The sequence below is a fragment of the Bradyrhizobium sp. 190 genome (assembly GCF_023073415.1).
Lineage (GTDB): Bacteria > Pseudomonadota > Alphaproteobacteria > Rhizobiales > Xanthobacteraceae > Bradyrhizobium.
Genome location: NZ_JADPJL010000029.1, coordinates 68354 through 89060, shown reverse-complemented (window position 1 = coordinate 89060; position 20707 = coordinate 68354). Strand labels below are relative to the sequence as shown.

The window sequence follows — 20707 nt, the reverse complement described above, 5'->3', positions numbered from 1 at the left end:
GCGCCGCTGCCGCGTGATCTGGACCTATTACGGGCCGCGCAAGATCTGCCGCTATCGCCCGTGGCACGCGCATTACTACGCGCGCTACGGCTGGTGAGAGCCGAAATGAAACAAGCGCCCGTTCGGGCGCCTGTTTTCTTCAATGCGACGAGCGCTGCTGCTCAACCCCAATCCTTGCCTTCCCAAGGCTTGATCTTCCACGGCGTCAGCTTTTCCATTCGCCACTGTGCCCAATGCTCCGGCGGCCAGTGACTGAGACGCGAGGTATCCTTGGGCGATGTTGGGAGATCGACGATGCGCGGCATGACGCGGCGGCGCGATTGGCGCGTCAGCTCGCTGATCATGTCGACGAATTCAGGCTTGTCCGTCACGCTCGGGTCCCTCGCGAAGGTCTTCGCAAGGGACCATTCTGCGCTTTGCCTGTTAACGCGGCGTTTCCGGAACGCCTCGCTATCTAGACAAAGGAAGGTTAACGCCACTCCCTGATGTCGACAAAATGCCCGGCGATGGCCGCGGCCGCCGCCATGGCGGGTGACACCAGGTGGGTGCGGCCCTTAAAACCCTGACGGCCCTCGAAATTGCGGTTCGAGGTCGAGGCGCAGCGCTCTTCCGGCGACAGCTTGTCGGGGTTCATGGCGAGGCACATCGAGCAGCCCGGCTCGCGCCATTCGAAGCCGGCCTTGATGAAGATCTTGTCGAGGCCCTCGGCTTCGGCCTGTTCCTTCACGATGCCCGAACCCGGCACGATCATAGCGTTGACGTGGGCGTTGACGGTCTTGCCCTCGGCGACCTTTGCCGCCGCGCGCAGATCCTCGATGCGGCCGTTGGTGCAGGAGCCGATGAAGACGCGATCGAGCTTGATGTCGGTGATCTTCGTTCCCGCTGAAAGCCCCATATATTTCAGGGCGCGGTGCTTCGACAGCCGCTTGGCCTCGTCCGCGATCTTGTCGGGATCCGGCACGACGCCCAAGATCGACACCACGTCCTCGGGCGAGGTGCCCCAGGTCACGATCGGCGGCAGTTTCGCCGCGTCCAGCCGGATCTCGTGGTCGAAATGCGCGCCGTCGTCCGAGCGCAGCTTTTCCCAATAGCGCATCGCGGCGTCCCAGTCGGCGCCTTTCGGCGATTTCGGACGGCCCTTCAGGAACTCGAACGCTTTTTCGTCCGGCGCGATCAGGCCGGCGCGGGCGCCGCCTTCGATCGACATGTTGCAGACCGTCATGCGGCCTTCCATGGTGAGCGCGCGGATGGCGTCGCCGGCATATTCCAGCACATAGCCGGTGCCGCCGGCAGTGCCGATCTCGCCGATGATCGCCAGGATGATGTCCTTGCCGGTGACGCCGTCGGGCAATTTGCCGTCGACCACCGCGCGCATGTTCTTGGCCTTTTTCTGGATCAGCGTCTGCGTCGCCAGCACGTGCTCGACCTCTGATGTGCCGATGCCGTGCGCCAGCGCGCCGAACGCGCCATGGGTGGAGGTGTGGCTGTCACCGCAGACGATGGTGGTGCCGGGCAGCGTAAAGCCCTGCTCGGGGCCGATCACGTGGACAATGCCCTGACGCTTGTCGAACTCGTCGTAGTATTCGACACCGAACTCCTTGGCGTTCTCCGCCAGCGCCCGGATCTGCTCGATGCTTTCGGGATCTGGATTGGGTTTAGAACGGTCGGTCGTCGGGACGTTGTGGTCGACGACGGCGAGCGTCTTCTCGGGAGCGTGCACCTTGCGCCCCGTGGCGCGCAATCCTTCGAACGCCTGCGGCGAGGTCACTTCGTGCACCAGATGGCGATCGATATAGAGCAGGCAGGTGCCGTCCTCGGCTTCGTGCACCAGATGGTCGTTCCAGATCTTGTCGTACAGTGTGGTCGGTTTGGACATGAGCGTAAGCTCCAAAAGAAATTCTGTGTGGCGGTCAAGCGCGGATGCGCGCAAGCAACGGACGTCGGCGCAGCATTAAGCTGCGCGCGTAAGTTCCGACGTCGCCGAAGTCGCGAAGCGTCCGAAGAACCGGCCGGGCAGGCGCGAGCGATCGTCGATGACGATTCTCTGAGCGGTGCCGAAGGCGGCGCTGGTGTGATCTAGAACCATTCTGAATTTCTAACACAAGGCGCGCGGCCGCCACAATCAATCGATTGAGCAGGGGCATTATCTAGATAAGTATGGCTCAACAAAAAAGCGCGGGGCAAAACCCCGCGCTTTTGTCGCATCCAGATTCTTGTTTTGACGCGTTTTCTTCACGCGAACCGGTACCCCCACTTCGCTCGAAAACGCTGTGGGAGGACGAATTACTCGCCGACGGCGGTCGCGCGGTCCTGCCTCTCGACGATGCGGGCCGACTTGCCGCGCAGTTGGCGCAGGTAATACAGCTTGGCGCGACGGACCTTGCCGCGGCGCACCACCTTGATCGAGTCGATCATCGGCGACATCACCGGGAACACGCGCTCGACGCCTTCGCCGTAGGAAATCTTGCGGACGGTGAAGCTCTCGTTGAGCCCGCCGCCGGAACGGCCGATGCAAACGCCTTCATAGGCCTGCACGCGGGTGCGCTCGCCTTCGACCACCTTGACGTTGACGATCACGGTGTCGCCGGGCCCGAATTCCGGGATCGACTTGGTCGCCGACAGTTTTTCGAATTGCTCTTTTTCGAGCTGTTGAATGAGGTTCATTGAAATCTCCATCGGCGGCGCGCCCAGCCTTTCGGGGGCTGCGCAAACGTCCATCTATCCTGCCATTGCGCGGATTTGGCGCTCGTATAAGGCATCGGGCCGCGCTTGTCACCCGTCTGTCGTGCTTTTTGTGGCTTTTTGGCCGGGCCTCGCGGCCCACAGATCCGGCCGCCGCGCCCGGGTCAGGGCCTCGGCTTCCGACTTTCGCCAGGCCGCCACTTTGGCATGGTCGCCTGAGATCAGGATTTCGGGGATCGTCCGGCCCTCGAACGCCTGCGGGCGGGTGAATTGGGGGTATTCCAGTAATCCTTCGGAAAAGCTTTCGTCCTCGCCCGAGGCCTGTTTGCCCATGACTCCCGGCAAAAGCCGCACGCAGGCGTCGATCAGGGCCATCGCGGCGATCTCGCCACCTGACAACACATAGTCTCCGATCGAGACTTCCTCGAGGTGCCGGGCTTCGATGACCCGCTGATCGACCCCCTCGAACCGGCCGCAGACGACCACGGGGCCGGGCCCGGCGGCCAGTTTCTTAACCTGCGACTGGGTCAATGGCCGACCGCGCGGGCTCATCAGGAGGCGCGGGCGATCCTGGCCAGCGTCCGCGGCATCGATCGCCGCCGCCAGCACGTCGGCCCGGAGCACCATGCCCGGGCCGCCGCCGGCCGGGGTGTCATCGACGCTGCGGTGGCGGTCGGTGGCGGAGTCCCTGATATCGCGCGCCTCAAGCCGCCACAGGCCTGACGTCAGCGCCTTGCCCGCGAGGCTTACGCCGAGCGGCCCGGGAAACATCTCGGGGAAGAGCGTGAGAACCGTGGCGCGCCAGGTCATATCAAACCCATCACGTGAGCGTCGGGGCGTCGTCGCCTTCGATTTCCTGCGGCAGCTCGATCACCACGCGGCCGCCGGCGAGATCGACCGTCGGCACGACAGCATTGGTGAACGGCAGCAGCATGGTCGGGCCTTGCGCCGGCGCAATCTCGATAATGTCGCCGGCGCCGAAATTATGGATCGCTGTCACGCGGCCGAGCGGCTCGTTGGCGGCGTTGACCGCGGCAAGCCCGATCAGATCGGCGTGATAATATTCGTCCTCATCGGTCTCAGGCAGTTTTTCGCGCGCGATATAGAGCTCGATGCCGTTGAGCCGTTCGGCGTCCTCGCGGGTGGCGATGCCTTTCAGCGTCGCCACCAGATGGTCCTTGGCCTCACGGACATGCGTCACCTCGAACTGGCGCGCGCCGTCCTTGGTCATCAGCGGGCCGTAATGTTTTACGGCCAGCGGATCTTCGGTGAACGTCCACAGTTTCACCGCGCCGCGCACGCCATGCGCGGCGCCGATACGTGCGACGCAAATCGGTGCTGCCACCGTCGGGCGCCGCTACGCTTTAAGCCTTCGCGGCGGCTTCGGCGGCGGCCTTGCGCTCCTTGCGCGGCACGGCCTTTTCAGGATTGTTGCGCGCGGGACGCTTTACGACGCCGGCCGCATCCAGGAAGCGCGTCACGCGGTCGGACGGCTGCGCACCCTTGGCGAGCCATGCCTTGACCTTGTCCATGTCGAGCTTCAGCCGCGACTCATTGTCCTTCGGCAGCAGCGGGTTGAAATGACCGAGACGCTCGATGAAGCGGCCGTCGCGGGGAAAGCGCGAGTCGGCGACGACGACGTGATAGACCGGACGCTTCTTGGTGCCTGCGCGAGCGAGGCGGATAACGACTGACATTTGGTTCTCCTGAGTATGGTTGGATTCGTGTGGGTGAATTGGTTGCGGTTACTTCTTCTTCCCCGGAAAGCCCCCGAGGCCCGGCAAGGTCGGCTTGCCGCTTAAGCCTGTAAGGCCCGGTACATTCGGCAGTCCCTGACGCAGGCCGACCGGAAGATCCTTCGGCAAATTCGGCAGGCCGCCCCCGGCGCCGCCCTGCATCTTGTCGGCCAACGCCTTCATCTCTTCCGGCGAGGGCGGCTTCATGCCGCCGCCAAAGCCCATCGCCTGCGCGATGCCGGCCATCGGGCCGCGCTTGCCCGAACCCATGGCCTTCATCATGTCGGCCATGTTCCGGTGCATCTTGAGCAACTTGTTGACTTCCTGGACCTCCAGGCCGGCGCCGGAGGCGATGCGCTTCTTGCGGCTGGCCTTGAGGATGTCGGGGCTCTTGCGCTCCTGCCGCGTCATCGAATCGATGATTGCGACCTGGCGCTTGATGATCTTGTCGTCGATCCCGGCATTGGCGATCTGGTTCTTCATCTTGGCAACGCCGGGCATCATGCCCATCAACCCGCTAATGCCGCCCATGTTCGCCATCTGCAGCAATTGCTCGCGCATGTCGGTCAGGTCGAACTGGCCCTTGCGCATCCGCTCGGCGGTGCGCGCGGCCTTCTCGGCATCGATATTCGCGGCGGCTCTTTCGACCAGCGACACCACGTCGCCCATGCCGAGAATGCGGCCGGCGATGCGGTTGGGGTGAAAATCTTCCAGCGCGTCGGTCTTTTCGCCGGTGCCGATCAGTTTGATCGGCTTGCCGGTGACCGCGCGCATCGACAGCGCGGCGCCGCCGCGGCCGTCACCGTCGACGCGCGTCAGCACGATGCCGGTGAGGCCGACGCGCTGATCGAAGGCGCGTGCGAGGTTGACTGCGTCCTGGCCGGTCAGCGAGTCCGCGACCAGCAGCACTTCATGCGGATTGGCCGTGGTTTTGATCTCGGCCGCCTCGCTCATCATTTCTTCGTCGAGCGTGGTGCGGCCGGCGGTGTCGAGCAACACCACGTCGTAGCCGCCGAGCTTGCCGGCTTCGAGGGCGCGCTTGGCGATCTGCGCGGGCTTTTGCCCCGCCACGATCGGCAGCGTCGGGATGTCGAGGTCGCGCCCCAGCACGGCCAATTGCTCCATCGCCGCTGGGCGGTAGATGTCGAGCGAGGCCATCAGCACCTTGCGCTTGTCGCGCTGGGTCATGCGGCGGGCGAGCTTTGCGGTGGTGGTGGTTTTGCCGGAGCCTTGAAGGCCGACCATCATGATCGCGACCGGCGGCACCGCGTTGAGGTCGATGGTCTGGCCCTCGGAACCAAGCGTAGCGACCAGTTCGTCATGGACGATCTTGACCACCATCTGGCCGGGGGTGACCGACTTGACGACGGTGGCGCCGACCGCCTGCTCGCGGACGCGATCGATAAAACTTCTGACAACGTCGAGCGAGACGTCGGCTTCCAGCAGCGCGCGGCGCACCTCGCGCATCGCGGCGTCGACATCGGCCTCCGACAGCGAACCGCGGCCCGTCAGCCGATCGAGTATCCCACCAAGCTTTTCCGACAGATTGTCGAACAATGCCGTTGTCCTCTGTCCTGCCGTTTGCAGGCGCTACGTCGATCCATTCACTGTCATCACCCGCGAAGGCGGGTGATCCAGTATTCCAGAGCAGCTCGTTTAAACCGAGGAGCCGCGGCGTACTGGATACCCCGCCTTCGCGGGGTATGACGGCCAGTTATATGTCCCAGCGCAGAACGCCAAAACGATCGTCCAAACACTTTCGCGCCCGAGGGCGCATCGCGCTGTCGGGCGTTGGCCTCCGGCCTCATGGGCCGGGCGGCGGGTCGAAAAGAACGTCTTTCCGAGAAAGTGGGCGGGTTAAACGCCCGGAGGGAGCGAAAGTCAAGGAGAAACTAGGGTGTAATGCTCTGCGGTTGAGGCGTAAGGCTTTGACATGGTTGTATTTTTGAAGATCCAGGTGGCCGGCGAACGGGCTTCCTTTCACCGCAGGTTCAAAGTTCAACCCGCGCACGCCATATAACGCCCCATGCCCTTCGTTCTCTCCCGCCTATCGTGATCTCCCCGTGCCCATCACCCGCCGCCGCGTTTTTGGAGTGCTCGCCGGGGCCGCCGCTGGCGTCGGGATTCCCTCGATCTGGATCAGCAACATGAAAACCTATGACGGCCCCGTTTCCGATCATTTCGACGGCACGCGCTTCTTCGATCCCGATGGCGTGCCGCCAAAATCATTGGCCGAGGTGCTGCGCTGGCAGTTCGGCCCCGATCGCCAGCGCGCGAGCTGGCCGGATTGGGTGCCGAACGCGCACAGCGATAAACCGCCGCCGCGCGTCAGCGGCGACAAGGTGCGGCTGTCGTTCGTCGGCCATGTCTCCTGGCTGATCCAGACCAGGGATCTTAACATCCTCATCGATCCCGTGTGGTCGATGCGGGCCTCGCCGGTTTCCTTTGCCGGGCCGCACCGGCACAACGATCCCGGCATCGCCTTCGACGCGTTGCCCAAGATCGACGTCGTGCTGGTGTCGCACGGTCATTACGACCATCTCGACATTGCGACGCTGTCGAAACTTACAGAAAAGTTTTCGCCGCGCGTGATCACGCCGCTCGGCAACGACGTCACCATGCGCGATACGGACGCTGCGATCAAAGCCGAAGGGTTCGACTGGCAGGACCGTGTCGAACTCGGCAATGGCATCGCGGTGACGCTGGTGCCGACGCGGCACTGGTCGGCGCGCGGGTTGTTCGACCGCAACAAGGCGCTGTGGGCGAGTTTCGTGCTGGAGACGCCGGCGGGCAAACTCTACATCGTCTGCGATTCCGGCTACGGCGAGGGCAAGCATTTCCGCCGCGTGGCCGAAAAGCACGGCCCGCTGCGGCTGGCGATATTGCCGATCGGCGCCTATGAGCCACGCTGGTTCATGAAGGATCAGCACATGAATCCGTCAGACGCGGTGAAGGCGCTCGCCGATTGCGGTGCGCAAGAAGCGCTGGCGCATCATCACGGCACGTTCCAACTGACGGATGAGGCGATCGACGCGCCGGTCAATGCGCTGGCCGATGCGCTCAAGGAGGCGAAGATCGCGCCCGAGCGGTTTGCGGCGCTGAAGCCGGGGCAGGTGGTGGAGATTTGATCCGTCGCCCCTGCGAAAGCAGGGACCCATACGCCGCGGCCGGCGGAAGGGGCGCATTGGAAGACGGCTTCGGTTCAGCAATCCACTGCGGGCGTTGGACAATGCAGAGCGTCAGCCACCGCGCTTCCTCGATGGATCACGCGGTATGGGTTCCTGCGTTCGCAGGGACGACAGCAACTATTGGCTCGCCTTGATCGCCCACGATACGCTCACCGTCACCGATAGCGTCTCTTCGCCTTGCGCCACCGGCGCTCCCGCGGCCATGGGGGAAGCCACTTTGCCGCGAAATACCGGCACGGGCGCGCCTTCCTCGGAAATGCTGATGGGATCACCGAGCGTCACGCCGGCGGCCTTGGCGTAGATCTCCGCCTTGCGGCGCGCGTCCGCGATCGCCTTCTCGCGAGCCTCGTCGAGATGTTTTGAGGCCTGCGTTACCGTGAAATTGATGCCGCCGATATCGTTGGCGCCGGCGCCCACCAGCACGTCGATCACGTTCGCGACCTTGGTGACGTCGCGGATCTTGACCGTGACACGGTTGCTGGCGCGGAAGCTGACGATGCCTGGCGCGCGCTCCGCAGCTTTGGATGGCGTCGCAAATTGCGGCTGCAACGACAGCCGCGAGGTCTGGTAGTCCTTCTCCTCGATGCCGACGCCCTTGAGCGCCAGCAGCACCTTGCCCATCGCCGCGTTGTTGGCTTCCGCCGCCTCGCGCGCGGTCTTGGCATCCGACGTTACGCCGGCGTCGATTTGGGCCTGATCGGGCGCCACCGACACGGTCGCTTCGCCGGTCACGGAAATCGCAGGCGGCGGCATCGTCTGCGCCAGCGCGGGCGCGGTGAGCCACGTGGCGGTAACGACGGCTAGGACGAGCGGACATTTCATGCCGATCACCTCAGCGGCACGTAGACATTGATCACCAGCTTGTCTTCCGCCGTTTTCAGGGGATCGGTGATGTATTCCTCGATGAAAGTATCCTTGGCCTCGAGCTTCTTGTCGTCGAGGTGGTTGGTGATCGCCTCATAGGTGTTGTCCATGTTGTCGTAGGAGCCGCGATGGACGAACTTCAGCGCCTTGCCCTCGGGCGACTTGCCCATGCTCATGTCCTTGGTCAGGTTCTTGGCGTCCTGGTCGACCGGAATCTGGGCCAGGAACGTAAAGCCGGTATCGTCGGTCGAGGTGTAGACGATCATCGAATTACCCGTGGCCTTGATGCCCTGCTTGTCGACCAGGGCGGTCAGCGCCTTGAACGCATCGATCAGGGTGTCGAACGCCGAATCCCAATTCGCGGTGCCCTTCATGACAACCACTTTCTTGGGCTCGAGCGTGAACTCCTCGCCGAATGGGTCGGCGGTCTGGACGCTGGCGGCGGGGGGAGGGGGCACCGGCGTCGGGGCTTTCTCCGCCGTGGGGGTATCCGCGGGCGACTTGGTCTCGGCCGGCGGCGGGACCGGCACCGCCGATGGTGCGGGGCTGGGCGCAGCCGCCGGGCTCGCGGCTGGCGAGGCCGAGGGTGCCGGCGATTGCGCCAGCGCGGCCCCGCCAAACGCAACCATGGAGAGCGCGACCATGGCCGCGCGGAAAGTGCTGATACGGTTCATTTCAGGTATTCTCCATCCACCCCACCTGGCGGCGGCATATCCCGGTCTGCGCCCGCCAGAATGGTGCCATTTTCTAACACGCAAGGTCCGCTTTCGTCCCATGACAGATGCGTCATACGCCCCGCGTACTGGTGCTCCAATTCCGAAGTTCGCAAGTGCGTGCGGCGGGCACTGTTGCGAACTTCGGAATTAAGAGGAGCACCAGCAAGCTTGTCGTTTTCCAGTGAGGTGAATTTGAAGTTCCTATGAAGAGGTTACAGCAAAACTGATAGGAACTTCAAATTCACCTCACTAGCCAGTTGGCCATCATTCGCCATATAAGGCAGGCAGAATTTGGGAAATTCCATGAGCGCGCTCGCCAACCACGCATTTGCCAAGATGAACGGCATCGGCAACGAAATTGTCGTGGTGGATCTGCGCGATTCCAAGGCTGCTGTGACCGCCGAGGACGCGCGTGCGGTCGCTTCCCCCGCGGGCGTGCCATATGACCAGTTGATGGTATTGCAGCCGCCGCGGCTGCAGGGCACCGAGGCCTTCATTCGCATCTACAATAGTGACGGCTCGGAGGCCGGCGCCTGCGGCAACGGCATGCGCTGCGTGGTGCGCCGCCTGTTCGAGAAGACCGGCCAGACCGCGGTGACTTTCGAGACCCGCGCCGGCCTCCTGAACTGCTGGCAGGGCCCGGCGCCCGATCTCTATACCGTCGACATGGGAGCGCCGAAATTCGACTGGCAGGATATTCCGCTCGCCGAAGAATTTCGCGATACCCGCTATATCGAACTGCAGGTCGGGCCGATCGATGCACCGCTGCTGCATTCGCCGTCGGTGGTCTCGATGGGCAATCCGCACGCGATCTTCTGGGTCGACGACGTCAACGCCTATGATCTCGAACGCTTTGGGCCGCTGCTGGAAAATCACCCGATCTTTCCGGAGCGCGCCAATATCACGCTGGCCCATATCGTCGACCGCGATCACATCACGATCCGCACCTGGGAGCGCGGCGCCGGATTGACCAGGGCCTGCGGCTCGGCGGCCTGCGCGACCGCGGTCGCGGCGGCGCGGCTCAAGCGCACCAATCGGAGCGTCGAGATCACGCTGCCCGGCGGCAAGCTTGCGATCGAATGGCGCGAGCGCGACGACCATGTGCTGATGACGGGCACCGCCGATTTCGAATATGAAGGCCGCTTCGATCCCGCGCTGTTCGCCAGCGTCGCTTGAGAACAATGACCGTCGACGTCCTCACCTTCGGCTGCCGTCTCAACGCCTTCGAATCCGAGGTGATCGCCCGCGAGGCGGAGCGCGCCGGACTTTCCGACACCGTCGTCATCAACAGCTGCGCGGTCACCAACGAGGCGGTGGCGCAGGCGCGGCAGTCGATCCGGCGGCTGAAGCGCGCGCGGCCGGGGCTTCGCATCGTCGTCACCGGCTGCGCGGCGCAGACGCAGCCGGAAATGTTTGCCGAAATGGCCGAGGTCGATCGCGTGGTCGGCAATGACGAGAAGATGCGGAGTGAGGCGTGGCGCGATGCGCGTGCAGCGTTCGACACAGGCTTTGGCGTTGGGACAAGTGAAAAGATCGCGGTCGCCGACATCATGGCGGTTAAGGAGATGGCGCCGCACCTGCTGGATGGATTCAAGGCCGGCCTGCCGCGGGTGTTTGTCCAGGTGCAGAACGGCTGCGACCACCGCTGCACCTTCTGCATCATTCCCTATGGCCGTGGCAATTCGCGCTCGGTGCCGATGGGCGCGGTGGTGGATCAGGTCCGGACACTGGCCGAGCGCGGCCATGCCGAGATCGTGCTGACCGGCGTCGATCTGACGAGCTATGGGGCTGACTTGCCGGGCACGCCGAAGCTCGGGCAATTGACCCGGCAAATCCTGCGGCATGTACCGGAACTGAAGCGGTTGCGGATTTCGTCGATCGATTCCATCGAGGCCGATCGCGATCTGCTCGACGTCATCGCCAATGATGAGCGGCTGATGCCGCATCTGCATCTGTCGCTGCAGTCCGGTGACGACCTTATCCTGAAGCGGATGAAACGGCGGCATTCGCGGCAAGATGCGATCGAGTTCTGCGCGCAGGTGCGGCGGCTCCGTCCGGACATCATGCTCGGCGCCGATATCATCGCGGGCTTTCCGACCGAGACAGAAGAGATGTTCGCGCGTTCGCAGGACTTGGTGGACGAATGCGATCTTACGTTTCTGCATGTGTTTCCCTACTCGCCGCGGCCGGGTACCCCGGCAGCGCGGATGCCGCAGGTAGCGGGCGGCGATATCAAGGAGCGCGCGAAGCGATTGCGGACTGCGGGTGAGGCGGCGTTGCGGAAGCGGCTCGCGTTGGAAATCGGCGCGACACGCGAAGTCTTGATCGAGAGCGCGACGCAGGGGCGGACGGAGCATTTTCTGCCGGTGGCGATAGCGGGCGAAACAGCGGGTGCCGTGATGGCGCTAGCGATCAAGAGTCATGATGGTGCGCGATTGACAGCGTGATTCTTCCTTCTCCCCTTGTGGGAGAAGGTGGCGCGAAGCGCCGGATGAGGGGTTCTCTCCGCGGAGACAGACCCCTCATCCGTCTCGCTGCCGCTTCGCGTCAGCGATCCACCTTCTCCCACAAGGGGAGAAGGGGAAGTAAGCAAGCGCTGCCGCTACTCCCCGTTCCACCCGCACGCCCTGAGCCGCTCGCGCATATGCGCCGGCGCCGGTGCCACTACGCGCACCGGTTCCTTGTTCTTGGAAATCGGAATCACGATCTCGCGGGAATGCAGATGCAGGATCGGTTCGCCGAAGCGTGGGCCGTTGCCGTAGATGTTGTCGCCGACGATCGGCCAGCCCATGGCTGACGTGTGCACGCGCAATTGATGGGTGCGGCCGGTCACCGGTTCCAGTGCGAGCCAGCAAAGGCCATCGCCGCGGCCGCGCACTTTCCAGTTGGTGACGGCCTTCTGCCCGTCCGGATCCGGCTTCTGCCACCAGCCGCGCTCGACGTTGAGCCGTCCCAGCGGCATATCGATGGTGCCTTCATCCTCTGTAGGTCCGCCCTCGATCACCGCCCAATAGGTTTTTCCAATCTTGCCGTGCTTGAACAGCAGGCCGAGCGAGGCGGTGGCCTTGCGATGGCGTCCCAGCACGAGACAGCCGGAGGTATCCTTGTCGAGCCGGTGGGCCAGCACCGGCGGCCGCGGCAGGCCAAATTGCAGGCCGTCGAAGGATGCTTCCAGATTGGCGCCGCCCTTGGGGCCGCGATGCACCGGCAACCCCGCAGGCTTGTCGATGACCAGCATCAGCCCGTCGCGATGGAGCACGCGGGCCTGGATTTCATCTGCCGTTAGCCCTGGGATATCAAAGGATGTTCCGGGAACAGCAATGGATTGGTTGTGACTTCCGCTCATGGCGCGAAACCGCTAACACGTCCCCGACATGAGCGATACCACTCCCGGAACCCCCAAACTGAGCTGGTGGCGGCGGCTTTCGAGCGGCCTGAAGCGGACCTCGAGTTCGCTTGGCACGGCCGTTGCCGACCTCGTCACCAAGCGCAAGCTCGACCGCGCCATGCTCGACGATATCGAGGATGTGCTGCTGCGCGCCGATCTCGGCACTGCCGTGGCGGTACGAATTGCGGACGCCGTCGGCGCCGGCCGTTACGACAAGGCGATTTCGGCCGACGAAGTGAAGACGGTCGTCGCGAGCGAAGTCGAAAAGGTCCTGGCGCCGGTGGCAAAGCCGCTGGAGATCGACGCGGCGCAAAAGCCGTTCGTCGTTCTCGTGGTCGGCGTCAACGGCTCGGGCAAGACCACCACCATCGGCAAGCTCGCCGCAAAATTGAGTGCCGAGGGCCGCAAGATCATGATGGCGGCCGGCGATACGTTTCGCGCCGCGGCGATCGAACAGCTCAAGGTCTGGGGCGAGCGCACCAGGTCGCCGGTGATATCAGGCGCGCAGGGCTCGGATTCGGCGAGCCTTGCCTTCAACGCGCTGACCGCGGCGAAAGAACAGAATATCGACGTGCTGCTGGTCGACACCGCCGGGCGTTTGCAGAACAAGGCCGAGCTGATGAACGAACTCGAAAAGGTCGTTCGCGTCATCAAAAAGGTCGATGCATCGGCCCCGCATGCGGTGCTGCTGGTGCTCGATGCCACGGTGGGACAAAATGCGCTGTCGCAGGTCGAGGCATTTCATCGTACCGCTGGCGTCACGGGCCTCGTGATGACGAAGCTCGACGGCACCGCGCGCGGCGGCATCCTGGTGGCGCTGGCGGAGAAGTTCAAGTTACCGGTGCACTTCATCGGCGTCGGCGAAGGCATCGACGATCTCGCGCCGTTCACCGCGCGGGATTTCGCCAACGCGATTGCAGGAATTGAATCTTAGTTTTCTCTTGTCATGCCCCGCGAAGGCGGGGCATCCAGTACGCCGCGCCGCGGATCGGAATCGAGACGTCACGGAATACTGGATCACCCGCCTTCGCGGGTGATGACAGCAACACAGAGTGTGAAATGGACAAGACCCAGCCGCATCCGGTGTTCAAGCTCGCGACCGAACTCGGTCCGCTCATCGTGTTCTTCGTGGCCAACGCCAAATTCAACCTGTTTGTCGCGACCGGCGCCTTCATGGTGGCGATCATAGCCGCGATGATCGCTTCCTATATGGTGGTGCGGCATGTGCCCATGATGGCGATCGTCACCGCCGTCATCGTGCTCGTGTTCGGCACGCTGACGCTGGTGCTGCACGACGAGACCTTCATCAAGGTCAAGCCGACCATCATCTACGGCCTGTTCGCCGCGATCCTCGGCGGCGGACTCTTGTTCGGCCGCTCCTTCATCGCGATTCTGTTCAATCAGATGTTCAACCTGACGCCGAAGGGCTGGCGCATCCTGACCATGCGCTGGGCGTTGTTCTTCCTGGGGATGGCGGTCCTGAACGAAGTCATCTGGCGCACGCAGTCGACCGACTTCTGGGTCGCCTTCAAGGCATTCGGTGCGATCCCGATAACGATGGTCTTTGCGATTTCTCAGATGCCGGTGATCAAGCGCTACCATCTGGAGCCGGCCTCGCTCGAGGCGAGCGAGGCGGAAGCGGGCGATCTGAGCAAGGGGTAGATTCGTGTCCCGGACGCGGTGCAGCCTAGGCGATGCGAAGCATCGTCCGGCTTTACGATGCACCGCAGAGCCGGGACCCATATATCGTCGTTCGGGTTTCCGCTCGAACATGGGCCCCGGCTCTGCAGCGCACCGCTACCGCGCTGCGCCGCGTCCGGGGCACGAGACCTCAGCTCTTCTGCTTGGCGATGATCTTGTCCTTGATCTTGTCGTAGGTTGCTTGCGGGAGGATGCTCTTGTTCACGAGGTCATCCTTGCCCTTGTACGGCCGGCCCGCGATGATTTTTGAGGAATAGGCCTTGCCGACACCCGGCAGTGCGTCGAGCTGATCGGCGGTCGCCGAATTGATGTCCAGCAGCTCCGCCTTCGGCGCGGGCGCCATCTTCGACTCCGAGGCCTTCGGGGCTGGAGCCATCTTGCTGTCGGATTTGGCCGCGGGCTGCGCGGTCTGGGCCATCGACGGGGTGGCCGTCAGTAGCCCCACAGTCAGCGCGGTGGCGAGAAGAGAAGCGAGCGTGAAATGACGCATAGGGGTGTCCCTCCAAGGACGGTTCAAGAAACCCCATCAAGCTAGCTGCGAATTCGTGGCGGCGCCATGGCTGCAAAATGAACGATAGATAAAACCGAAAAATTATTTGCTCAACGCCTTCTCGATCTCGACTTTCAGCACGCTGTCGAGATTGGCCGGCGTCACCGGTCCGACCAGCTTGTAGCGGATGGTGCCGTCGCGGCCAACCACGAAGGTTTCGGGCACGCCGTAGACGCCCCATTCGATCGAGCCGCGGCCGTTGCCGTCGACGCCGACGACGGTAAACGGATTGCCGTAGCGGCCGAGGAAGCGGCGGGCGTTGTCGGATGAATCCTTGTAGTTGATGCCGACGATCTGCAGCCGCGTATCCTTGGCCAATGCTGTCAGGAGCGGCGCCTCGTCGTGGCACGGCACGCACCAGGACGCCCAGACATTGACGACGGAGACTTTGCCCTTGAATACCGCGGGGTCGAGCCCGGGGACGGGCGCCCCGTTGTGGACAAGGCCTTCCAGCGCCGGAAGCGCGGTTTGCGGCGCCGGGCGGCCAATCAGGGCGGAGGGGATTCTGGAGGGATCGCCGCCATAGAGCCGCAGCAGGAACAGTCCGGCGACGGCCATGAAACCAATCAGCGGCAGCGCCACCAGCCAGCGCCAGCGGCGCGGCGACCCATCCGATGTTGTGGGCGGCGCGGTCATCGGATGTCTGTCGCCTGGCGGCCGGAGCGTCGGGTCACGCCGCTGGCCTCGAGTTCGCGCAGCCGCTCCCTCTGCTGGCGATAATCGATCGCGATCCAGCCGATGAGGATCAGCACGACCGCCGCCACCAGCGCGTAGGAGGTCACGATAAAGGAGGCGTAGGGTCCGAGCATCGTCACGTCATGCCGCCTGCTGGCTGGCTTGCATCATCTGCAAGCTGCGCACGCGCCGGCGCAGGATCTCGTTGCGCATCGCCGCCAGATGCAGCGTGACGAACAGCAGCGAGAAACCGAGCGCCATCACCAGCAGCGGAATCAGGAAGGCGCGGTCGAGCGTCGGCCCGCCCATCCGCAGCACAGACGCCGGTTGATGCAGCGTGTTCCACCAATCGACCGAGAATTTGATGATCGGTAGATTGAGCGCGCCGACCAGGGTCAGGACGGCGGCCGCCCGTGCCGCCCGCGAGGGATCGTCCACCGCGCGCCACAGCGCCATCAGGCCAAGATACATCAGAAACAGGATCAAGACCGAGGTCAGCCGCGCATCCCATTGCCAATAGGTGCCCCACATCGGCCGTCCCCACAGCGAACCCGTGACCAGCGCCAGAAAGGTGAACGCAGCGCCGATCGGGGCTGCCGCTTTCGCCGCGACATCGGCAAGCGGATGCCGCCATACCAGCGTGCCAAGCGCTGCAAGGCTCATCACGCTCCAGACGAACATCGACAGCCACGCATTCGGCACGTGGATGAACATGATCTTCACGACGGCACCGTGCTGATAGTCGTCGGGCGCCATCGCCGCCTGGTAGAAGCCGACCAGCAGCAGGATCGCGGTCGCGCCCGCCAGCCAAGGCAGCACGCGCGCCGTCAGCGACAGGAATTTCGTGGGGTTGGCGAGATCGATCAGCGTCATGGCATCCTGATAGTCGTCAGCGGCGGGGCAGGCAATGCGGCTTGGTTTGTTTCACATGGTCTCCGCGAGAGTTGATCGGCGTCAAACCGCTCAGTCCAGACCGTGCCGCAGGCTGGCGGCGGCGGCAAACGGCCCGATCACGAAACTGACCAGCGAGATCGCGCAGAGGATCGAAAACGGCGTTCCAAATGACAGGGGACCCGTAATGGCGGCCTGCGACGCCGCGACGCCGAAGATCAGCACCGGGATCGACAGCGGCAGCACCAGCACCGCCAGCAACAACCCGCCGCGGTGCAGCGTCACGGCCAGCGCTGCGCCGATCATTCCCGTAAACGTCAGCGCCGGTGTTCCCACCAGCAGCGTCAGCGCCACCGCCGAGGTCGCCGTGGCGTCGAGATTGAGCATCAGACCGAGCACGGGCGTTGCCGCGATCAGCGGCAGTCCGGCCGCGAGCCAGTGCGCCAGCGCTTTCGCGGCACAGGCCAGTTCCAGCGGCGCCCGGCCCATCACGATCAGGTCGAGCGAGCCGTCCTCATGGTCGGCCGTGAACAGGCGGTCGAGGGTGAGCAGGCTCGCCAGCAGCGCGCCGAGCCAGAGGATCGCCGGTCCGAGCCGCGTCAAGAGCGCCAGATCCGGCCCGATCGCGAACGGCATCAGCACCGTGACCGTGAGGAAAAACAGCACGCCGATCAGCGCGCCGCCACCCACGCGAAGGGCGATTCGGATATCCCGTCGAATCAGTGCGGCGAGGGCGGTCATGCGGAGGTCCCCATCCGCAGTTCCCTCGCGTCGATCCCGAGCGGAGCATGGGTCGCGGCGATGATGATGCCGCCGCTTGCGAGGTGGTCGCGCATAATGCCGGTGAACAAGTCCTGTCCGGCGGTATCGAGCGCCGAGGTCGGCTCGTCCAGGAGCCAGACCGGTCGCCGCACCGCGAGCAGGCGGGCGATCGAAAGCCGCCGCCGCTGGCCGGCCGAGAGATACGCCGCCGGCAGACGGGTGGCATGGGTGAGCCCCACGGCCTTGAGGCATTGGCTGAGGTCGCCGGCCGCGCCGCCCAGAAAATCGCGCCAGAATGCGAGGTTCTCGTGCACGCTCAGCGCAGGCTTCAGTGCATCGCGATGGCCGAGATAGTGGGACTGCTCCGGCAAGGTCAGCTCGGCCTCGCCGCCTTCCAGGTCGACCGACCCGCCTGCCGGCACCAGGAGGCCCGCGATCAGGCGCAACAGCGAGGTCTTGCCGGAGCCGTTCGGACCGACCACGGCCAGCACCTCACCCGATGAGGCTTCGAAATCGAGGCCGGAGAACACGCCGCGGCCGCCCCTGATACAGTCGATTTGGCGTCCCGAGAGCCGCATTTTGCTTCGTCACAGCCCTCTGAAATTGATGGGTACCGCGTCAGAATTTGTGGGTACCGCATTGCTGCAGCACGTTTGTCGGTGTGGCGGCGCTTCTAGAAAGATTCTATAAGCCCGGAACTTGATGCAGCACACAATCGGCGGCTGCAAGCCAAGAGCCAGCCTTACGCCGACGGTGTTTAAATACCCTTGCCGGGTATAACTAGAATTTGGGATTTCCTGACATGACCTCGCTCGACAGCTTCAAATGCCGCAAGACCCTCAAGGTCGGCAGCAAGACCTACGTTTATTACAGCCTGCCCGCCGCCGAGAAGAACGGTCTGAAAGGAATTTCCAAGCTTCCCTATTCGATGAAGGTGCTGCTGGAAAACCTGCTGCGCAACGAGGACGACCGCACGGTCAAGAAGGCCGACATCGTCGCGGTGTCGAAGTGGCTCAGGAAGCGCAAGCTCGAGCACGAAGTCGCGTTTCGCCCGGCGCGCGTCTTGATGCAGGATTTCACCGGCGTGCCGGCGGTGGTCGATCTCGCCGCGATGCGTAACGCGATGCAGGCGCTCGGCGGCGACGCCGAGAAGATCAACCCGCTGGTGCCGGTTGATCTCGTCATTGACCACTCTGTCATCGTCAACTTCTTCGGCGACAACAAGGCGTTCGGCAAGAACGTCGTCGAGGAATACAAGCAGAACCAGGAACGCTACGAATTCCTGAAGTGGGGCCAGAAGGCGTTTTCGAATTTCTCCGTGGTGCCGCCCGGCACCGGTATCTGTCACCAGGTCAATCTCGAATATCTCGCACAGACGGTGTGGACCAAGAAGCAGAAGATGACGGTCGGCAAGAAGACCGGCACCTTTGAAGTCGCGTATCCGGATTCGCTGGTTGGCACCGACTCGCACACCACCATGGTGAACGGCCTCGCCGTGCTCGGCTGGGGCGTCGGCGGCATCGAGGCGGAAGCCTGCATGCTCGGCCAGCCGCTGTCGATGCTGCTGCCGGAAGTGGTCGGCTTCAAGCTCAAGGGCCAGCTCAAGGAAGGCGTCACTGCAACCGACCTCGTGCTGACGGTCACGCAGATGCTGCGCAAGCAGGGCGTGGTCGGCAAGTTCGTCGAATTCTTCGGCCCCGGCCTCGATTTTCTCTCGGTGGCGGACAAGGCGACCATCGGCAACATGGCGCCGGAATATGGCGCGACCTGCGGCTTCTTCCCGGTCGACGCCGCGACCATCGATTATCTCAAGACCTCCGGCCGCAAGGCGGATCGCGTCGCGCTGGTTTCGGCTTACGCCAAGGCACAGGGCTTGTTCCGCACCGCGAAATCAACCGATCCGGTGTTCACGGAAACGCTGACGCTCGATCTCAAGGATGTCGTGCCGTCGATGGCCGGCCCGAAGCGTCCTGAAGGTCGCGTCGCGCTGCCCGCGGTTTCCACCGGCTTCGCCACCGCGCTGGCCGGCGAGTACAAGAAACCGGAAGGGGCCGAGAACCGCTATTCGGTCGAGAACCGCGACTTCGATCTCGGCCATGGCGACGTCGTGATCGCCGCGATCACCTCCTGCACCAACACCTCCAACCCGAGCGTGCTGATCGGCGCGGGCCTGCTCGCGCGCAACGCCGCCGCCAAGGGCCTGAAAGCCAAGCCGTGGGTGAAGACCTCGCTGGCGCCGGGAAGCCAGGTGGTCGCGGAATATCTTTCCAATTCCGGACTGCAGAGCGATCTCGACAAGGTCGGCTTCAACCTGGTCGGCTTCGGCTGCACCACCTGCATCGGCAACTCCGGCCCGCTGCCGGAAGAGATTTCGAAGTCGATCAACGACAACGGCATCGTCGCTGCGGCGGTGCTGTCGGGCAACCGCAATTTTGAAGGCCGCGTCAGCCCCGACGTGCAGGCGAACTATCTGGCGTCGCCGCCGCTGGTCGTTGCCTATGCGCTCGCCGGTACGGTGACCAAGGATCTGGCGGTCGAGCCGATCGGCACCGGCAAGGACGGCAAGCCGGTCTTCCTGAAAGACATCTGGCCGACCACGAAGGAAATCAACGCCTACATGAAGAAATTCGTCACCGCGACGATCTTCAAGAAGAAGTATGCCGACGTGTTCAAGGGCGACACCAACTGGCGCAAGATCAAGACGGTCGAGAGCGAGACCTATCGCTGGAACATGAGCTCGACCTATGTGCAGAACCCGCCCTACTTCGAAGGCATGAAGAAGCAGCCCGACCCGATCGCTGACGTGGTCGATGCGCGGATTCTGGCGATGTTCGGCGACAAGATCACGACCGACCACATCTCGCCGGCCGGCTCGATCAAGCTGACCTCTCCGGCCGGAAAATTCCTCAGTGAGCACCAGGTGCGTCCCGCCGACTTCAACCAGTACGGCACGCGGCGCGGCAATCACGAGATCATGATGCGCGGCACCTTCGCCAACATCCGCATCAAGAACTTCATGCTGAAGGGCGCCGACGGCAACATTCCGGAAGGCGGGCTCACCAAGCACTGGCCCGACGGCGAGCAGATGTCGATCTACGACGCGGCGATGCAGTACCAGGCGGAGAGCGTGCCGCTGGTGGTGTTCGCCGGCGCCGAATACGGCAACGGCTCCTCGCGCGACTGGGCCGCGAAGGGTACGCGACTGCTCGGCGTCCGCGCCGTGATCTGCCAGAGCTTTGAGCGCATCCATCGCTCCAACCTGGTCGGCATGGGCGTGTTGCCGCTCACCTTCGAAGACGGCACGTCATGGACGTCGCTTGGCCTGAAGGGTGACGAGAAGGTGACGATTCGGGGCCTGCAGGGCGACCTGAAGCCGCGTCAGACGCTGACGGCCGAGATCGTCTCCGGCGATGGCGCGCTGCAGCGCGTGCCGCTGCTTTGCCGCATCGATACCCTCGACGAACTCGAGTATTACCGAAACGGCGGCATTCTGCATTATGTGCTGCGCAAACTCGCGGCCTGACGCGGATTTGTGATCAGTGCCTCACTTCGAA

The 20707-nt window shown here is 63.8% G+C and carries 22 protein-coding genes; 6 read left to right on the top strand and 16 right to left on the bottom strand.

Annotation, left to right across the window (positions count from 1 at the left end):
* Window positions 1–161: 161 nt before the first annotated feature.
* From IVB22_RS19075 to ffh, 7 genes are all read right to left on the bottom strand, one after another.
* Window positions 162–371, bottom strand: a complete 210-nt coding sequence (locus IVB22_RS19075; RefSeq protein WP_247518837.1) for a hypothetical protein — start codon at window positions 369–371, stop codon at window positions 162–164.
* A gap of 98 nt (window positions 372–469) precedes the next feature.
* Complete coding sequence (gene leuC, locus IVB22_RS19070) at window positions 470–1876, bottom strand: 3-isopropylmalate dehydratase large subunit (protein ID WP_247518836.1); 1407 nt, start codon at window positions 1874–1876, stop codon at window positions 470–472.
* 407 nt (window positions 1877–2283) lie between these two features.
* Window positions 2284–2664 (bottom strand): 50S ribosomal protein L19, encoded by a 381-nt coding sequence (gene rplS / locus IVB22_RS19065; RefSeq protein WP_247518835.1) that lies wholly within the window; start codon window positions 2662–2664, stop codon window positions 2284–2286.
* A 108-nt stretch (window positions 2665–2772) separates the two neighbouring features.
* A complete protein-coding gene (trmD, locus tag IVB22_RS19060) occupies window positions 2773–3492 on the bottom strand; it encodes a tRNA (guanosine(37)-N1)-methyltransferase TrmD (RefSeq protein ID WP_247518834.1) in 720 nt (239 codons plus the stop codon).
* Between the two features lie 10 nt (window positions 3493–3502).
* On the bottom strand, window positions 3503–4027 hold the full coding sequence (gene rimM / locus IVB22_RS19055; RefSeq protein WP_247518833.1) for a ribosome maturation factor RimM: 525 nt from the start codon (window positions 4025–4027) through the stop codon (window positions 3503–3505).
* Window positions 4028–4046: 19 nt separating this feature from the next.
* Window positions 4047–4379: a 30S ribosomal protein S16 gene (rpsP, locus tag IVB22_RS19050; RefSeq protein ID WP_247518832.1), complete on the bottom strand. Its 333-nt coding sequence runs from the start codon at window positions 4377–4379 to the stop codon at window positions 4047–4049.
* Between the two features lie 48 nt (window positions 4380–4427).
* Window positions 4428–5975: a signal recognition particle protein gene (ffh, locus tag IVB22_RS19045; protein ID WP_247518831.1), complete on the bottom strand. Its 1548-nt coding sequence runs from the start codon at window positions 5973–5975 to the stop codon at window positions 4428–4430.
* Window positions 5976–6481: 506 nt separating this feature from the next.
* Here ffh and IVB22_RS19040 point away from each other — a divergent pair.
* The gene (locus tag IVB22_RS19040) at window positions 6482–7546 is read left to right on the top strand and encodes an MBL fold metallo-hydrolase (RefSeq protein WP_247518830.1); all 1065 of its coding nucleotides are present in this window, start codon (window positions 6482–6484) and stop codon (window positions 7544–7546) included.
* A 177-nt stretch (window positions 7547–7723) separates the two neighbouring features.
* On the opposite strand, the gene IVB22_RS19035 is transcribed toward IVB22_RS19040, so the two are convergent.
* Both IVB22_RS19035 and IVB22_RS19030 read right to left on the bottom strand, forming a co-directional pair.
* The gene (locus IVB22_RS19035) at window positions 7724–8428 is read right to left on the bottom strand and encodes an SIMPL domain-containing protein (RefSeq protein WP_247518829.1); all 705 of its coding nucleotides are present in this window, start codon (window positions 8426–8428) and stop codon (window positions 7724–7726) included.
* Between the two features lie 5 nt (window positions 8429–8433).
* A complete protein-coding gene (locus IVB22_RS19030; protein WP_247518828.1) occupies window positions 8434–9144 on the bottom strand; it encodes a GyrI-like domain-containing protein in 711 nt (236 codons plus the stop codon).
* A gap of 345 nt (window positions 9145–9489) precedes the next feature.
* On the opposite strand from IVB22_RS19030, the gene dapF reads away from it, so the two are divergent.
* Both dapF and mtaB read left to right on the top strand, forming a co-directional pair.
* Entirely contained in the window at window positions 9490–10362 is an 873-nt protein-coding gene (gene dapF / locus IVB22_RS19025) for a diaminopimelate epimerase (RefSeq protein WP_247518827.1), read from the top strand.
* A gap of 5 nt (window positions 10363–10367) precedes the next feature.
* Window positions 10368–11633: a tRNA (N(6)-L-threonylcarbamoyladenosine(37)-C(2))-methylthiotransferase MtaB gene (gene mtaB, locus IVB22_RS19020; RefSeq protein WP_247518826.1), complete on the top strand. Its 1266-nt coding sequence runs from the start codon at window positions 10368–10370 to the stop codon at window positions 11631–11633.
* 155 nt (window positions 11634–11788) lie between these two features.
* Here mtaB and IVB22_RS19015 read toward each other — a convergent pair whose 3' ends face one another.
* Complete coding sequence (locus IVB22_RS19015; protein ID WP_374207561.1) at window positions 11789–12532, bottom strand: RluA family pseudouridine synthase; 744 nt, start codon at window positions 12530–12532, stop codon at window positions 11789–11791.
* Between the two features lie 28 nt (window positions 12533–12560).
* On the opposite strand from IVB22_RS19015, the gene ftsY reads away from it, so the two are divergent.
* Window positions 12561–13508: a signal recognition particle-docking protein FtsY gene (gene ftsY / locus IVB22_RS19010; protein ID WP_247518825.1), complete on the top strand. Its 948-nt coding sequence runs from the start codon at window positions 12561–12563 to the stop codon at window positions 13506–13508.
* Window positions 13509–13633: 125 nt separating this feature from the next.
* Window positions 13634–14236: a septation protein A gene (locus IVB22_RS19005; protein ID WP_247518824.1), complete on the top strand. Its 603-nt coding sequence runs from the start codon at window positions 13634–13636 to the stop codon at window positions 14234–14236.
* Between the two features lie 169 nt (window positions 14237–14405).
* On the opposite strand, the gene IVB22_RS19000 is transcribed toward IVB22_RS19005, so the two are convergent.
* The 6 genes from IVB22_RS19000 to ccmA all read right to left on the bottom strand — a co-directional run bounded on the left by IVB22_RS19000 (window position 14406) and on the right by ccmA (window position 17731).
* Window positions 14406–14765, bottom strand: a complete 360-nt coding sequence (locus IVB22_RS19000) for a helix-hairpin-helix domain-containing protein (RefSeq protein WP_247518823.1) — start codon at window positions 14763–14765, stop codon at window positions 14406–14408.
* Between the two features lie 102 nt (window positions 14766–14867).
* On the bottom strand, window positions 14868–15461 hold the full coding sequence (locus IVB22_RS18995) for a DsbE family thiol:disulfide interchange protein (protein WP_247518822.1): 594 nt from the start codon (window positions 15459–15461) through the stop codon (window positions 14868–14870).
* Window positions 15458–15634, bottom strand: a complete 177-nt coding sequence (gene ccmD / locus IVB22_RS18990) for a heme exporter protein CcmD (protein ID WP_247518859.1) — start codon at window positions 15632–15634, stop codon at window positions 15458–15460. Before ccmD ends, IVB22_RS18995 begins: the two co-directional genes overlap by 4 nt.
* Before the next feature lie 7 nt (window positions 15635–15641).
* Window positions 15642–16373 (bottom strand): heme ABC transporter permease, encoded by a 732-nt coding sequence (locus IVB22_RS18985; RefSeq protein WP_247518821.1) that lies wholly within the window; start codon window positions 16371–16373, stop codon window positions 15642–15644.
* Between the two features lie 90 nt (window positions 16374–16463).
* Window positions 16464–17132: a heme exporter protein CcmB gene (ccmB, locus tag IVB22_RS18980; RefSeq protein ID WP_247518820.1), complete on the bottom strand. Its 669-nt coding sequence runs from the start codon at window positions 17130–17132 to the stop codon at window positions 16464–16466.
* Entirely contained in the window at window positions 17129–17731 is a 603-nt protein-coding gene (gene ccmA, locus IVB22_RS18975; protein WP_247518819.1) for a heme ABC exporter ATP-binding protein CcmA, read from the bottom strand. Before ccmA ends, ccmB begins: the two co-directional genes overlap by 4 nt.
* Before the next feature lie 224 nt (window positions 17732–17955).
* On the opposite strand from ccmA, the gene acnA reads away from it, so the two are divergent.
* Complete coding sequence (gene acnA / locus IVB22_RS18970) at window positions 17956–20676, top strand: aconitate hydratase AcnA (protein ID WP_247518818.1); 2721 nt, start codon at window positions 17956–17958, stop codon at window positions 20674–20676.
* Window positions 20677–20707 lie beyond the last annotated feature (31 nt).

Coding starts and splice junctions, on each gene's coding strand:
- leuC (WP_247518836.1), bottom strand. CDS start 1,876: ATGTCCAAACCGACCACACTGTACGACAAGATCTGGAACGACCATCTG.
- rplS (WP_247518835.1), bottom strand. CDS start 2,664: ATGAACCTCATTCAACAGCTCGAAAAAGAGCAATTCGAAAAACTGTCG.
- trmD (WP_247518834.1), bottom strand. CDS start 3,492: ATGACCTGGCGCGCCACGGTTCTCACGCTCTTCCCCGAGATGTTTCCC.
- rpsP (WP_247518832.1), bottom strand. CDS start 4,379: ATGTCAGTCGTTATCCGCCTCGCTCGCGCAGGCACCAAGAAGCGTCCG.
- IVB22_RS19035 (WP_247518829.1), bottom strand. CDS start 8,428: ATGAAATGTCCGCTCGTCCTAGCCGTCGTTACCGCCACGTGGCTCACC.
- IVB22_RS19030 (WP_247518828.1), bottom strand. CDS start 9,144: ATGAACCGTATCAGCACTTTCCGCGCGGCCATGGTCGCGCTCTCCATG.
- dapF (WP_247518827.1), top strand. CDS start 9,490: ATGAGCGCGCTCGCCAACCACGCATTTGCCAAGATGAACGGCATCGGC.
- mtaB (WP_247518826.1), top strand. CDS start 10,368: ATGACCGTCGACGTCCTCACCTTCGGCTGCCGTCTCAACGCCTTCGAA.
- IVB22_RS19015 (WP_374207561.1), bottom strand. CDS start 12,532: ATGAGCGGAAGTCACAACCAATCCATTGCTGTTCCCGGAACATCCTTT.
- ftsY (WP_247518825.1), top strand. CDS start 12,561: ATGAGCGATACCACTCCCGGAACCCCCAAACTGAGCTGGTGGCGGCGG.
- IVB22_RS19005 (WP_247518824.1), top strand. CDS start 13,634: ATGGACAAGACCCAGCCGCATCCGGTGTTCAAGCTCGCGACCGAACTC.
- IVB22_RS19000 (WP_247518823.1), bottom strand. CDS start 14,765: ATGCGTCATTTCACGCTCGCTTCTCTTCTCGCCACCGCGCTGACTGTG.
- IVB22_RS18995 (WP_247518822.1), bottom strand. CDS start 15,461: ATGACCGCGCCGCCCACAACATCGGATGGGTCGCCGCGCCGCTGGCGC.
- ccmD (WP_247518859.1), bottom strand. CDS start 15,634: ATGCTCGGACCCTACGCCTCCTTTATCGTGACCTCCTACGCGCTGGTG.
- IVB22_RS18985 (WP_247518821.1), bottom strand. CDS start 16,373: ATGACGCTGATCGATCTCGCCAACCCCACGAAATTCCTGTCGCTGACG.
- ccmB (WP_247518820.1), bottom strand. CDS start 17,132: ATGACCGCCCTCGCCGCACTGATTCGACGGGATATCCGAATCGCCCTT.
- ccmA (WP_247518819.1), bottom strand. CDS start 17,731: ATGCGGCTCTCGGGACGCCAAATCGACTGTATCAGGGGCGGCCGCGGC.
- acnA (WP_247518818.1), top strand. CDS start 17,956: ATGACCTCGCTCGACAGCTTCAAATGCCGCAAGACCCTCAAGGTCGGC.